This is a genomic window from Nostoc sp., assembly GCF_036918015.1.
Classification (GTDB): domain Bacteria; phylum Cyanobacteriota; class Cyanobacteriia; order Cyanobacteriales; family Nostocaceae; genus Nostoc.
In genome coordinates this window covers 185,169-199,428 of sequence record NZ_JBALEO010000083.1, presented here as the reverse complement: position 1 = coordinate 199,428, position 14,260 = coordinate 185,169, and the positions used below count along the sequence as shown (strand labels likewise).

The following is a 14,260-nucleotide window of genomic DNA, read 5'->3' as shown; positions in this document are numbered from 1 at the left end:
GTAACAGAGCGCTTTCAATACTAAAGTCATGGGAACAGTTATGAAACTAAAAGATAAAATTGCACTGGTTACAGGGAGTAGTCAAGGGATAGGACAGGCGATCGCAATTCGTCTAGCACAGGAAGGAGCAAGTATTGTTATTAACTATCGCTCTCATCCTGAAGGGGCAGAAGAAACCTTATCGAAGGTAAAGGCGGCTGGTGGTCAGTGCCATATCGTAGACGGGTTCACAATTCAGGCAGATACAGGTACGGTTGCCGATGTGCAGCGCATGATTGCAGACAGTATTTCCCACTTTGGCAAGTTAGATATTTTGGTTAACAATGCAGGGATAGAAAAAAACGCCAATTTTTGGGATGTCACTGAAGCCGATTATGATGCTGTCATGAATGTGAATCTCAAAGGAATATTCTTTGCCACACAAGCATTTGTGCAGCACCGACTAGAAACAAAGCAACCTGGCAAGATTATTAATATTAGTTCTGTACATGAAGAATTACCCTTTCCGCACTTTGCCGCCTACTGTGCTAGCAAAGGTGGCTTGAAAATGCTCACCCGTAATTTGGCTGTGGAACTGGCTCCTCATGGCATTAATATTAATAATGTTGCGCCAGGAGCAATTGAAACTCCCATCAATACTAAACTTTTAAACGATCCACAGAAGTTAGGGGCACTCCTGAAAAACATTCCCTTGGGACGATTGGGACAACCAGGAGATGTTGCGTCTATGGTGGCATTTCTCGCATCTTCTGAGTCAGATTATGTCACAGGTACAACATTTTTTGTTGACGGTGGATTGCTCTGGAATTATCAAGAGCAATAGAGGGGAAGAGAGGCAGGGGAGCAGAGGGGCAGGGGGGCAGAAGATTGGAGTTCAAAGCCTCATTAATGGAGTTCAAAGTCTCAGATGATGTCCGGGCAATTAAACATAATACCCGGAACCCCACCCCGCCAAAGCTGCGCTTTAGCTCCCCTCCCCGCCTGCGGGGAGGGGTTGGGGGTGGGGTTCTTTTATTATGGGTAATTTGGCGGACATGATATCATTCCCCATTCCCCATAACAATTTTAAATTTTGAATTCGGAGCAAAGCGACATGACTCCAGAAGAACTAAGATTGCAGGAGGATCGAGAACGTGTTGCCTACTGGAAACGCTGGGGGCCTTATCTCAGCGATCGCCAATGGGGAACGGTACGGGAGGATTACAGCCGCGACGGTTCTGCTTGGGATTATTTTCCTCACGATCATGCCCGATCGCGTGTTTATCGTTGGGGTGAAGATGGCATTGCAGGTATTTCCGATAGTCGGCAACGTTTGTGTTTTGCGATCGCTCTGTGGAATGGCAACGATCCCATTCTTAAAGAACGATTGTTTGGGCTAACGGGTACAGAAGGTAATCACGGTGAAGATGTTAAAGAGTATTACTTTTATCTTGACAATACGCCCAGCCATTCCTACATGAAATGCTTGTACAAGTATCCCCAACAAGCATTTCCCTACACGCAACTGGTAGAAGAAAATCGACGCAGAAGCAAATTTGAGCCGGAGTTTGAGCTACTTGATACGGGGATCTTTGCCGAGAACCGTTATTTTGATGTTTTTGTCGAGTATGCCAAAGCCGCACCGGAAGATATTTTAATTCAAATTGCGATCGCTAATCGCAGTTCCCAAGCCAGCACACTCCACTTACTGCCAACACTCTGGTTTCGGAATATCTGGGCTTGGAATCCCGAAATTGAGAAACCTTTTATGAAAGTGGTTAGCTCAGATTCCAACTTCAGTTTAATTGAAGCCGAGAATTCTCACTTGGGAACTCGCTGGCTTTACTGTCAAGGAGATACAGAACTCCTGTTTACGGACAACGAAACCAATTACGAACGATTATTTGGTTACAAAAATGATTCACCTTATGTCAAAGATGGCATTAATGAGTATGTGGTGAATGGGAAAACAGCAGCCGTCAATTCCAAACGTATAGGTACAAAGTTTGCCTCTCACTACAAATTAACCATCAATCCAGGTGAAACTAAAGTTGTGCGCTTGCGGTTGAGTGATGTACAAACATTGACAGATCCTTTTGGCAAAGATTTTGACACAATTTTCCAGACACGCATTGCCGAAGCTGATGAATTTTATCAAGGCATTTGTCCCTTCCCCCTGTCAGAAGATGAGCGCAATATTCAGCGCCAAGCCTTTGCCGGCTTGCTATGGAGCAAGCAGTATTATAACTATGTCGTCCATGACTGGCTCAAGGGCGATCCCCAACAACCGCCACCTCCACCGGAACGACAGGCTGGACGCAACCATGAGTGGATTTCTCTTTTCAGTGAAGATATCCTCTCGATGCCAGACAAATGGGAATACCCTTGGTTTGCTGCTTGGGATCTAGCCTTTCACCTGATTCCACTCGCTGTCATCGATCCCAGTTTTGCCAAGTTGCAGCTAGACCGCCTGACACGAGAATGGTATATGCAGCCCAATGGTCAATTACCTGCCTACGAATGGGCATTTGGTGATGTTAATCCCCCCGTGCAAGCGTGGGCAGCTTTGCGGGTTTATCAAATCGAACAGAAGTCTTCCAAAAAAGCCGATCGCGCTTTTCTGGAAAAGGTCTTTCACAAACTGTTGCTGAATTTTACTTGGTGGGTAAATCGCAAAGATATAGAAGGTAAGAACGTATTTCAGGGTGGATTTTTGGGGCTGGACAACATAGGGGTATTTGACCGCAGCAATGAACTACCTACAGGCGGCCATCTCAATCAAGCAGATGGTACAAGCTGGATGGGAATGTACTGTTTAAATATGCTAGAGATCGCACTGGAACTCGCCAAAGAAGATTCTACCTACGAAGACATTGCCAGCAAGTTCTTCGAGCATTTTCTCTACATTGCCGATGCCATTGACGGTATTGGAAATGCAGAGATTTCGCTGTGGAATGAAGAAGACGGCTTTTACTACGATGCCCTGCATTTACCCGATGGACGGCAATTTCCCGTCAAAGTGCGCTCAATGGTTGGGTTAATTCCCCTTCACGCTGTCACAGTGCTGGAATTAGAAACTTTAGAGCGTTTTCCAGGCTTCAAGCGTCGCATGGAATGGTTCATTCGCAATCGCCCAGATTTAAAAGATAATGTCGCCTGTATGGAAACACCGGGGGTAGGTGCGAGAAGACTGTTAGCGATCGCTTACCAGACAAAGTTACAACGTATTTTGCAACGGATGCTCGACGAGAATGAATTCTTGAGTGATTACGGAATTCGCGCTATCTCCAAGCATCACCTCAAAGATCCTTATATTTTACATCAAGGCGAACATGATTACTGCGTTCGTTACGAACCCGCCGAATCTACCACAGGTTTGTTTGGCGGTAACTCTAACTGGCGTGGCCCGATTTGGTTCCCGGTAAACTACTTAATTATTGAATCACTGTGGAGGTTTTATGATTACTTTGGAGATAGCTTGAAGGTGGAATATCCCACAGGTTCCGGGGAAGAAATGACATTAAAGGAAATAGCGATCGCGCTTTCCGATCGTTTAGTTGCGATTTTTGAGCAAGATCCTGCCGGTCGTCGTCCGGTATATGGGGGTCTAGAAATATTTCAATCCGATCCCCATTGGCGCAATTATATTTTGTTCCACGAATACTTTCATGGAGATAATGGGGCTGGTATTGGAGCTAGTCATCAAACAGGCTGGACAGGATTAGTCGCCGCGCTAATTCTCCAAAATGCTGAACACCGAGCGCAAGAGCAGCATGGAAACATTTAGAAAGCATTTACCAGAATACTTAATGGAAGCAGCACAGCTAGGATTATTTATGATTGCTGCGGGAGTATTCACCTGTGTATTTCAGTATCCTGGTTCCCCGATTCATCAAGCAATACCCAATGGCGATTTGCGTCGGTTTTTAATTGGTGTGGTCATGGGAATAACGGCAATTACCTTGATTTATTCGCCTTGGGGCAAGCAATCCGGCGCACATATAAATCCTGCTGTCACGCTCACATTCTATCGTCTGGGAAAAGTCAAACGTCAGGATGCTATTTTTTACATTCTGTTTCAATGTTTGGGCGGATTGTTTGGGGTTTATTTGGTGGCATTATTGCTGGGTCAGGTGTTCACCAAAGTGCCTGTGAACTATATCGTCACCGTGCCAGGAAAATCAGGTTGGGTTGTGGCTTTATTGGGCGAATTAGTCATTGCATTTGTAATGATGATGACCGTACTGCTAAGTAGTAACAATCAGAAACTCAGTCGCTTTACAGGTCTATTTGCCGGATTTCTGGTAATGCTTTACGTTTTTTTTGAAGCTCCTCTATCTGGCTTTAGCATGAACCCTGCCCGCAGCCTTGCTTCTGCTTTACCTGCCCACATTTGGACATCATTTTGGTTATATGTAATTGTGCCACCTGCGGGGATGTTTTTGGCATCAGGAGTATATCAATATCTATTTGGCAAACGCGCCGTCAAGTGTGCCAAATTGCATCACAACAATCACAAACGCTGTATTTTTCGCTGTGACTACAATCGTAATGGCAAAATCGATTTGAGTGACTCTCTGCCAATTCCCGGAGAACGATCATGACAACGAACACTCATTATGACGCGATTATCATCGGCACTGGGGCGGGTGGTGGCACTTTAGCCTATCACCTTGCACCCAGTGGCAAGAAAATTTTAATTTTGGAACGGGGTAAATTTTTACCGCGAGAAAAGGAAAACTGGAGTGCGCTGGAAGTTTACCAAAAAGAAAGGTATCACACTCCAGAGCAGTGGTATGACGTAAATCATAAACCCTTTCGTCCAGCAACGAACTACTGGGTTGGTGGTAATACCAAAGTTTACGGTGCAGCTTTGTTGCGATTACGGGAACGTGATTTTGAAGAGGTGGAACACAAGGACGGCATTTCACCAGCATGGCCATTAAAATACCGCGACTTTGAACCGTACTACACGCAAGCAGAGCAGCTTTATGATGTCCACGGTCAAGGAGGTATCGATCCCACCGAGGCAGCTAGGAGTTTACCTTATCCTTATCCTCCCGTACACCATGAACCCCGAATGCAGGAACTTGTTAACAGTCTGAGGGAAGCTGGTTTGCATCCCTTTAATCTGCCGTTGGGATTGAAACTTAATGAAGTAGATAAAAGCCTGGGGAACTGTATTCGTTGCGATACCTGCGATGGCTTTCCTTGTTTAACTCAAGGTAAAGCTGATGCTGAAATTAACTGTATGCAGCCCATTCGCCATAATGAAAACATTACTTTACTGACTGAAGCCAAAGTCACACGGTTACATACAAGTCCCTCTGGTCGAGAAGTCACCCGCGTAGAAACTGAGATTGACGGCGAAACTCAATTCTTTACAGGTGATATTGTTGTAGTTGCTTGTGGCGCGATTAACTCAGCAGCATTGTTATTGCGATCGCACAATGACCAACATCCCAACGGATTGGCCAACAGTTCCGATCAAGTAGGGCGTAACCTGATGAAGCATATTTCTATGGCAATGGTGCAACTAAATACAAAACTCAATCCATCTGTTTATCAAAAGACGATCGCTATTAGTGATTTTTATTGGGGCGAATCTGATTTTCCCTACCCGATGGGTTTGGTACAGAATACTGGCAACGTATTGGCAGATATGCTACCCGCTGAAGTCCCCGCACTACTGGCTCCACTATTAAAACTACGACCAGGGGCAGAACTGAAAACAGTTGCCGATCATACAGTTGGCTGGTGGTTGCAAACAGAAGACTTACCCGATCCTGAGAATCGCGTGCAGGTAGAAAAAGAGCGCCTTTACTTAAACTATAAACCCAACAATTTAGAAGCAAGCGATCGCCTAGCTAAACGCTGGGTAGGTGTTCTCAAGCAGGTCGATCGCGCAGAACACTGTATTCCATTTAGCCTCTATCCCCGCAACATGATGCCACTGCAATCGGTTGGTCATCAATGCGGTACTTGTCTTTTTGGAGAAGACCCAAAAACCTCTGTACTCGATCTTAATTGCCGTACCCATGATGTGGATAATCTCTATGTTGTCGATGGCAGCTTCTTTCCATCCAGTTCCGCAGTCAATCCCACGCTGACCATTATCGCCAATTCCTTGCGAGTTGGCGATCGTTTACTAGAGCGCTTCTTAAAATAATTCGTACATTTATAGGGGCGCACATCGTGCGCCCTTGTAATAGGATATTTTTTACTAGAAGTCCCTAATCTAATGTCAGGTTGACGTAAATCATTGAACTTGTAAAAATAATGCACAAAACAAACTTATGTGCTTTCTGCCAAACTATCAAGTCTTGGAATGTGCAAGGCTTGTTGTCTCATTTATTCTGACTCCTGACTCCTGAATCCTTACACAAAATCTTCAAAGACTAACTCATCTATCTATTTCAATTCCTCAGCACTAAACTCACACCCTCAATTAGCGCATAGACCATTTGGTAGCAAAAGATATCGCTTTTTTCGCTCCAACCACGATCGCTAACTTCTTGGCACGAGTTATACCAGTGTAGAACAGGTTCCGGGTCAACATCATATAGTGCTGCATATACATTGGCAGAATCACCACAGGATATTCTGACCCCTGGCTTTTATGAATAGTCACACTCCAGGCTAAAGTAATTTCGTAGAGATGTTAGAGAGTATGCAAACTCATGGAGAAAACGTCTTATATCATTTCTGGCTAATTAGTTATAATGCTTTTTTAGGCAGTATTCAGGATTTTTATTCATACTTGTTATTTCTAACGGTACAAGACAAAAAACTAAAAATGAGGCAATTTAAAAGTAGTGTAAATATGGTCAATTATGGACGCTGCCAAACGCCTTGCTACTCTAAATCGCATCCGCAAACTCAGCCGTCTGATGGATACATCAATACGTATCCCTCTGACAGGTTTTCGCATTGGCATAGACCCAATCATTGGTCTAGTTCCAGGTGCTGGTGATTTAATCAGTACAGCGTTTTCAGCTTACATTATATTTTTAGCTACTCGGTTTGGCATCCCGCGTCAAGACTTAGCCAAAATGATTTTTAATGTAGGTTTGGAAACAGTCGTTGGTACTGTGCCTTTAGTGGGTGATTTGTTTGACGCTTTCTATAAGTCCAACATTCGGAATTTGGCAATTTTAGAACAACATTTGACAGTAGTTGAACCAGAACTAAAAAAAGTGTCTGATGAACTTTATCCTCAAAAATTCAGCCAAATTTAAGTAGTAAAAGAGCGTAGTTTACGGCCGCAGGCATTGCCATCGCACATTTACTATGTATTTTCTAGTACATTACTAGCCAGTTGTAGAGAAGCGATGACCGAATGCTGTGGGTGGTCTGTTGAGTTCGTCTACAGCGTTGGGTCAACAACTGGCGATTTGCGTCTGTTCTGTTCGTGTTGATATCTCATTTAAACGGCAATTCAGAGATAAGTTATGCCAAATTGCCAAAACCTTTGACCTGGATTTCTCACTTGTGAGAAATCCAAGGGGTGTGGGAGGTGTGGGAGGTGTGGGAGGTGTGGGAGGTGTGGGAGGATGGGGAAGAAGTCTTACCCCCCACACTCCTCACACTCCCCACACTCCTCTTCCCCTGAAGCCTACACTATCCGTGAGAAATCCGGGTTTGAGCGTGGTATCGTCACTTCAACTTTTTCTTAAAAGAGAAGTGAAAAGAATTGATGGGCGAACCTATCGGTTAAATTCAGCCTTGGTGTAATTGAAAATATTGTAGAGTATAGAATTGTCCTAAGTATTGCCCTACGCAACTCCCCCTATGACTACCGCACCCTTAAGCTGGGAAGAACTAGAAACCCTCACGGACTATCAAATAGATACCGTTAATGGTCTCACCAATGCTAGAGCCAGGTTGCGCTTGTTTGGTCAGCCGGAATCTGATGTGCGGGTAACGCTGTACCGCGATAACCACGCTTGGTGTCCTTACTGTCAAAAAGTTTGGTTATGGCTAGAGGAAAAACAGATCCCCTACCGCATCGAAAAAGTGACAATGTTCTGCTATGGGGAGAAAGAAAGTTGGTACAAACGTAAGGTACCATCAGGAATGCTCCCCGCGATCGAGTTAGATGGACGGATTATTAAGGAAAGCGATGACATTTTGATCGCTTTGGAAAAGGTATTTGCTCCATTGAACCAAGGGATGGAAGACCACACGGTGCTTCCTCTACGTCAATTAGAACGACTTTTATTTAGAGCTTGGTGCGCTTGGCTGTGTTCAAAAACTAGTTCCTCTCAACAAGAACAACGCAACCGAGAACAATTTATCGGAGTGGTGGAAAAGGTCGAGTCGGCTCTAGGTAGCACTCCAAGCCCTTACTTTCTATCGGGCTTCGGCATCGTCGATGTCATTTTTACGCCATATCTCGAACGGATGAATGCGAGCCTTTACTACTACAAGGGCTATTCACTGCGGGAGGAAAACCCTCGTTTGAGCGCATGGTTTGCCGCAATGGAAAGCCGACCGACCTACTGCGGTACCCAGAGCGACTTTCACACCCACGCACATGATTTGCCGCCTCAGATGGGAGGCTGTTGGGAAAACGGCGAAACCCAGATGCTTCTCAATAAAGCGCGGGTGGATAACGGCCCCTGGTTCGGGCTACCAGATGTTACTTATCCAGAGCCGGAAAACTCCCGTATGGAAGCTCTTAAACGAACAATCGATCACCGGATCAATATTATCCGAGTCAACCCCTCAGATGATAAATTGTTTGAGCGAGCGCTACGTTGTGCTTTAACACACATGATGACAGGGGAAGACTGTGTACCTCCATCGGGATCTGATGTCGCTCTCCGATATTTGCGCGATCGCATTAATGTACCACGAGATATGTCTATCTACGCAGCCAAGCGATTGAGAGAATCCCTGGAAAAAACCGCAGCCCTTGCAGGTGATGGGCAGCCAGCCCCCATTCCCACTAAGCATCGACGAGATCAAGACCCGTCTAATTTTGCCATCAAGTAGGATTTCAGATATTTATGCCTAACCGAATGGTAGCAACCATGTAGCGAAAGATGTAGTCTAATAACTCAATATAATTACGAGCAGCTTCAAGAGAACAAGCCCAAACTGTCAAACCATGATCCCGAATTAGTAATGCGGATATTTGCGGTGGAGTGACGGCAAAGCGTTGTTCAATATCATCAGCAATTTGAGCAACTTGGAAATGATTAGCAAAAATTGGCATTACACAACAGGGATTTTCTTGCCAAACTCCCAAACCTTTGAGCATTTCTAGCGGTGGTAAAGGTAAACTATCACCTTCAACCAAACGAGAAACCAAATTGCTCTCAATAGAATGTATATGATAACAAGCAAGTGATTCTGGAAACAGACGGTAAACTTGTTGATGAATAGCTGTTTCAGCTGAAGGTATCAACTGAGTGGCTGATGCTTCTATTTTGCCATCTGGAGCAATCAGAACAAAATCTTTGAGTAATAACTCACCCTTAGATTTACCACTAGCTGTAATCCAAAAACTACCATCAGCTAATCGAGCCGAGAGGTTGCCGGCAGTTCCTACCATCCAACCTTGTTGATAAAAATACCGAGCAGTGGCAATTAGTTGCAAACGAGGATCTGCTATTTTTGGGTTTAACTCCATGATTTTGCTAAATAATCGCGGATTTGGAAAAAATCATTCCAGGGAATATAGGGTTTTTGGTGTTCATCTAAATATTCTGCTAAGGGAGAGCGTGCAAAGACAACAGAAGCTTGCAATCCCATATTTAAGTCGGTGATGGAGTCACCAATAGCGATCTTTTCATCGGCTGGGTACCGATCCATAACTTGCACCTTAGCGATCAGTTCGGTATCTCCTTCGTATTCAGAATTTACTTTTAAATAAGCACTACTAATATCGACATCTACAGCATAAATTCTCTCTATTCTATGCACTATCTTATCCAAAACAACCTCTACCATTCCCCGTAATCCCCCAGAAATGACTATTAATGAAACTCCCTGAAACTCCAGAAAATCCAACAATTCTATAAACCCAGGACGTATCAATTGAGGTTTAGTAAATTCCAGAATTTCTGGATAACTTGCAGATGGAATTGATTGTAGAATTTCCTTGACTCCCTCTCGCAATGTCAGCCTTTTTGCATACATTTCAGGCAGTAGTTTTGCAGAAAGCACTGGTGCAAACTTTTTCAGAACCGCGACAAAAGTTTCATCAACTGTAATAGTGCCATCAAAGTCACAAAAAACAATCCGCTTCATAATAATTGGTGATTTGTAATGTTTGATAATTTAGAATTTACCTGACTAGAGGTTGGCGGGTGCGAATTTCTCTGCCTGTATATTGGGGTATCCAACCTTCTGTGGTGATGAAATAGCGTACTGCTTTCACCCGCTTTGCTGGGGTGAGATAAAACCAATGTTCGGTTCCGCCTGGAATGTTGATATATTCTTCTGGTTGTACTGTCAGTTCTACTTGACTACCATCAGAACGTACAAAGCCAAAAATTGCTTCTCCATCAATGACGTAGCGGACTTCATCATCTGCATGGGTATGAATTTGGTCAAACTTTGCCATTGACTCATCAAGGTTAGGAATCCCTTGATGAAGGACAACCAAATCACGAGATTTATAGCCTGCTGTCCGTTGTAGTTGCTCGAAGTAACTATCTATTGCTTTGAGTACTTGTTCTTTTTCATCTTCGTTGAGACTATCCTGTGCCAACAAATGTTGGAGTCTGGGGTTATCTCCTACCGTCTGACGATTAATTTGAATATTCAGGGGGGCTAATTCCTGAGCAATGTGAATTAAATCGGTGTGGAGAGTTCCATTTTCTAGTTTGAGAACTGCCATTTTGACCTCCAGTAAAATAGGCTTTTGAAGGATAAGGGACTTCCAACTAAAAAATATTCTATCGCTGTGTAAGCAGAGGAGCAGGCTTGCCGTGAGCGTAGCCGAACGGGAGCAGGGGGAAAAATGGTATTAGGTGATTTCTATTGTGAGCGCGGTGAAACTTCTGCATTCAACCAATTGACAAAACCCTGATTAACTGCTACCGGAGAAATCTCGGCGATAAAATTAGTATAAGTAATATGCTCTTGAATAAGTTTTTCGATTTCTAAAGCATAACCATCTTGAGTTTTGATAATTAAAACAACTTCTGGTTCTTCAGTAATTTCTCCCTGCCAACTATAAGCACAAGTAATCGGGAACCAATTGACACAAACTGCTAACTTACATTCTAGTAATGCTCGACCAATTTGACGCGCTTCATCTGTATTATTTAAAGTTACATAGTAGATTTTCATAAAAGTTTCCGACTTACAATTAGAGTGAGAAAACACGCCCTAATCCCTCTTGATGGGCTACTGTTGCTTGCAAATGAGGTAAATGAGTATCTAGGGCTTCCACAGATGCCCACTTCTCTACAAAAGTAAACTTATTTTATCTCGTTATACCAGTATATTGACCTATTGTATCGATTGAGGCAGCAGTCGTAACTATTGCTTTGAAATTTTGGGCTACTAACAGGATCAGTAGGGCGAGACTTAGTGTAACTAACAATATAAAGTTTTGTATCAGCATTCAACATTTCTGCTATTGGACAAGCAAGCACAGATAAAATACACGTACAGTAGGCTTGGCAATTAATTTGTCAAACTGCTGATAACATAGAAAATAATTAACTCACTTTTGGGGCAGTATTTTAGAAATAGCAAGTGGTACTGGCGAACATACAGCCTTTTTTTCATCTAGGCTAAGTCCTCGCTTGTGGCTACCAACAACTGTGATTTGATAGCCAGAAGGTGTTCATCCGCTAATATTTAAAAATGCCACACTGCTTGACCAATTAACGGATTGGTTGAGTAAGTAACGAATAAACAAATTTTTAATAGTCTGTATTTCCTCAGTTGTTAAATTTGCAGCTAGACGATCTGCATAACTTGGTCGATTAGGATTAGCAGTAAATAAACGCTTGATAAAATTATCAGAGATGTGCATTGGTGTCAAATACTGTTCAAGAACCACTTGTACGTAGTGTCCATTTGAAGCAAAAGCCTGACGCAAATCGTCAGCATCCCAGTTAAGCATGGGGTCAGAGGTATCTGTATAAATAGCTTCTTCCGCTAAAACTAATCGCTCATACAATTGAGCATCGAGATTTTGGCTGGGCAGTAAGCGGTAAAATCTTTGGGTATGACGAGGTACTGTCTCAGCTAAAATAAGTTTGACTGAGTGCGGGAGCAATTGACCTAAAATTTGAGCAGCAAGTCCCTTATCCGCTTGGGAGGCTAATACATTGCGCCCGATAATAGAGTCAAACTGTACATTTGGGGCAAGAGATGCCAGCATAGCAGGTATCTGTGCAACAGATGCAGTAAAAACTATTGGTCGCATTGTTTCAGGAAGTGCCGCAGCAAGTTCTACTAAAGCATTGGCATCAGAGCTATTGCGAACACAGGCATAAACCCCACCTTCAGGAACTTGTCGGATTGCTTCCCAAGTAAGTAAACCAGTAGCGGCATTTAAATCCAATACTAAATGATGACGTTGTAATAGAGCGAAAGTGAAAATGCGATCGCGCACAGATGCTAATTGTGTACTTACCTGAGAAAGTGTGCGTTGCAACCAGCGCTCATCTGCTCGGTCAACACTTCCATAAGTCATGATTTCCATTGGTGCAACACCAATACCTTCTACTATTGCAGCAAGTTGAGCTTCTCGACGACGTGCCACTTGTGTAGCGATTTGGTGTTCATAACCTTGGGTTGATGGTTGATAAAATAATTGACCTTGCAAGCTCTTGGGTAAATATTGCTGCGCTACCCAATGATCTCGATAAGCGTGAGGATAGAGATAACCTGCTCCATGTCCAAAACCTTTTTTATCTCGATTGGCATCTTTAAGATGAGTGGGAACTTCTGCAACATTTTCATTTTCTACTGCGGCTAAAGCATCAAAAAAGCCCATAAGGCTATTGGATTTTGGTGCAGTTGCTAAATAAAGTACTGCCTGTGCCAAATGATAACGTCCTTCCGGCATTCCCACGCGATCGAATGCTTCGGCACAGGCATTCGTGACGACAACTGCTTGTGGATCGGCTAATCCGACATCTTCGCTGGCCAGAATTAACATCCGACGGAAGATAAATCGGGGGTCTTCACCTGCATAAACCATTTTAGCCAACCAGTAGAGTGCTGCATCTGGGTCAGAACCTCGTAAGCTCTTTATAAAAGCACTGATGGTATCAAAATGGGCATCCCCTTCTTTGTCGTATAAAACAGCACGCTGCTGAATTGATTCTTCTGCCACTGCTAGGGGAATATGAATAACACCTGTAGCATCCGGTGGTGTAGTCTCTACAGCCAGTTGCAAAGCATTTAATAATGAACGAGCATCACCATTAGCAACATTAACTAGATGAGCTAAAGCATCTACGTTAATTTGTACTGTTAACTTGCCATAACCGCGTTCAGAATCAGCTAGTGTTTGCTCAACAATTTTGTATAAATCTTTATCAGTTAATTGCTGAAGTTGAAAAATTCGCGAACGGCTGACAAGTGCTTTATTGACCTCAAAAAAAGGATTTTCGGTGGTAGCACCAACGAGAATGATTGTACCATTCTCTACCCAAGGCAATAGGGCATCTTGCTGAGACTTATTAAAACGATGGACTTCATCGACAAAAAGAATAGTTCGTTGATTATGAAACTTACGCTGTTGTTGGGCTATTTCAATTGCCGCTCGAATTTCTTTAACTCCCGAAAGTACAGCATTGATAGCGATGAAGTGAGCGCGGGTGGTGTTGGCAATAACACGGGCTAAAGTAGTCTTGCCAGTTCCTGGTGGCCCAGAAAAGATTAATGAAGACAGTTGATCCAAGCTAATAGCACGCCGTAGTAGCCTTCCTTGTCCGATAATATGATCTTGACCAACAAATTCATCAAGTGTCCGTGGACGCATCCGAGCCGCTAGGGGTGCTTCTTCTCCAGTTATTTTTGCAAGATGCTGGTCAAATAAATCCATTATTTAATTACTGCCAACTCTGATTTTTAAGAAAAATAAATTACTATCTGATTAATTCTGACAACATTTGCTCTAGAATTTCTTCGTCTAAGGAGTGCAGCATTGGTGGGCACTAAGAAATTCTTTGATCGCCCAAATCAAATCAATTGTCTTTTCTGAGAAATTCCTCATCGTAATTTCGCATACTCTATTTGCTGTCTCTTCTATCCACTGGGGTGTTATTCTTCAGGTTTTTGAGTATACATTCTATGCATATCT

At 43.4% G+C, this 14,260-nt stretch carries 12 protein-coding genes and 2 pseudogenes; 8 read left to right on the top strand and 6 right to left on the bottom strand.

All coding sequences use genetic code 11. The features are described from left to right. Positions 1 to 40 precede the first annotated feature (40 nt). From V7K61_RS24895 to V7K61_RS24880, 4 genes are all read left to right on the top strand, one after another. Positions 41 to 823, top strand: coding sequence for a glucose 1-dehydrogenase (locus tag V7K61_RS24895; protein ID WP_335057456.1), 783 nt, complete (start codon positions 41 to 43; stop codon positions 821 to 823). Between the two features lie 270 nt (positions 824 to 1,093). Next, the gene (locus tag V7K61_RS24890; protein ID WP_335057454.1) at positions 1,094 to 3,766 is read left to right on the top strand and encodes an MGH1-like glycoside hydrolase domain-containing protein; all 2,673 of its coding nucleotides are present in this window, start codon (positions 1,094 to 1,096) and stop codon (positions 3,764 to 3,766) included. Next, positions 3,753 to 4,583, top strand: coding sequence for an MIP/aquaporin family protein (locus V7K61_RS24885; protein ID WP_335057452.1), 831 nt, complete (start codon positions 3,753 to 3,755; stop codon positions 4,581 to 4,583). The genes V7K61_RS24890 and V7K61_RS24885 overlap by 14 nt, the downstream gene beginning before the upstream one ends. Beyond that, positions 4,580 to 6,148, top strand: a complete 1,569-nt coding sequence (locus V7K61_RS24880) for a GMC family oxidoreductase (RefSeq protein ID WP_335057449.1) — start codon at positions 4,580 to 4,582, stop codon at positions 6,146 to 6,148. Before V7K61_RS24885 ends, V7K61_RS24880 begins: the two co-directional genes overlap by 4 nt. Positions 6,149 to 6,427: 279 nt before the next feature. On the opposite strand, the pseudogene V7K61_RS24875 reads toward V7K61_RS24880, so the two are convergent. Beyond that, positions 6,428 to 6,637: pseudogene (locus V7K61_RS24875) on the bottom strand (ATP-binding domain-containing protein); the annotation flags it as partial. Positions 6,638 to 6,812: 175 nt separating this feature from the next. Here V7K61_RS24875 and V7K61_RS24870 point away from each other — a divergent pair. From V7K61_RS24870 to V7K61_RS24860, 3 genes are all read left to right on the top strand, one after another. Next, a complete protein-coding gene (locus V7K61_RS24870) occupies positions 6,813 to 7,217 on the top strand; it encodes a DUF4112 domain-containing protein (protein ID WP_194044034.1) in 405 nt (134 codons plus the stop codon). Between the two features lie 118 nt (positions 7,218 to 7,335). Further along, a complete protein-coding gene (locus tag V7K61_RS24865) occupies positions 7,336 to 7,713 on the top strand; it encodes a hypothetical protein (RefSeq protein ID WP_335057446.1) in 378 nt (125 codons plus the stop codon). Positions 7,714 to 7,770: 57 nt separating this feature from the next. Continuing rightward, positions 7,771 to 8,976, top strand: a complete 1,206-nt coding sequence (locus V7K61_RS24860; RefSeq protein ID WP_335057444.1) for a glutathione S-transferase family protein — start codon at positions 7,771 to 7,773, stop codon at positions 8,974 to 8,976. Between the two features lie 4 nt (positions 8,977 to 8,980). On the opposite strand, the gene mtnB is transcribed toward V7K61_RS24860, so the two are convergent. The 4 genes from mtnB to cutA form a co-directional block, all read right to left on the bottom strand. Next, positions 8,981 to 9,616, bottom strand: coding sequence for a methylthioribulose 1-phosphate dehydratase (mtnB, locus tag V7K61_RS24855; RefSeq protein ID WP_335057442.1), 636 nt, complete (start codon positions 9,614 to 9,616; stop codon positions 8,981 to 8,983). Beyond that, positions 9,607 to 10,236 carry an HAD-IB family phosphatase gene (locus V7K61_RS24850; protein ID WP_335057441.1) on the bottom strand — a complete coding sequence of 210 codons (630 nt, stop codon included), beginning with the start codon at positions 10,234 to 10,236 and terminating at the stop codon, positions 9,607 to 9,609. The genes mtnB and V7K61_RS24850 overlap by 10 nt, the downstream gene beginning before the upstream one ends. 37 nt (positions 10,237 to 10,273) lie before the next feature. Continuing rightward, positions 10,274 to 10,828, bottom strand: a complete 555-nt coding sequence (locus V7K61_RS24845) for a 1,2-dihydroxy-3-keto-5-methylthiopentene dioxygenase (protein WP_335057439.1) — start codon at positions 10,826 to 10,828, stop codon at positions 10,274 to 10,276. A gap of 140 nt (positions 10,829 to 10,968) precedes the next feature. After that, positions 10,969 to 11,283 (bottom strand): divalent-cation tolerance protein CutA, encoded by a 315-nt coding sequence (cutA, locus tag V7K61_RS24840; protein WP_335057437.1) that lies wholly within the window; start codon positions 11,281 to 11,283, stop codon positions 10,969 to 10,971. A gap of 389 nt (positions 11,284 to 11,672) precedes the next feature. On the opposite strand from cutA, the pseudogene V7K61_RS24835 reads away from it, so the two are divergent. Then, a pseudogene (locus V7K61_RS24835) lies at positions 11,673 to 11,759 on the top strand (DUF938 domain-containing protein); the annotation flags it as partial. A gap of 26 nt (positions 11,760 to 11,785) precedes the next feature. On the opposite strand, the gene V7K61_RS24830 reads toward V7K61_RS24835, so the two are convergent. Then, positions 11,786 to 14,002 carry an AAA family ATPase gene (locus V7K61_RS24830; protein ID WP_335057435.1) on the bottom strand — a complete coding sequence of 739 codons (2,217 nt, stop codon included), beginning with the start codon at positions 14,000 to 14,002 and terminating at the stop codon, positions 11,786 to 11,788. Positions 14,003 to 14,260 lie beyond the last annotated feature (258 nt).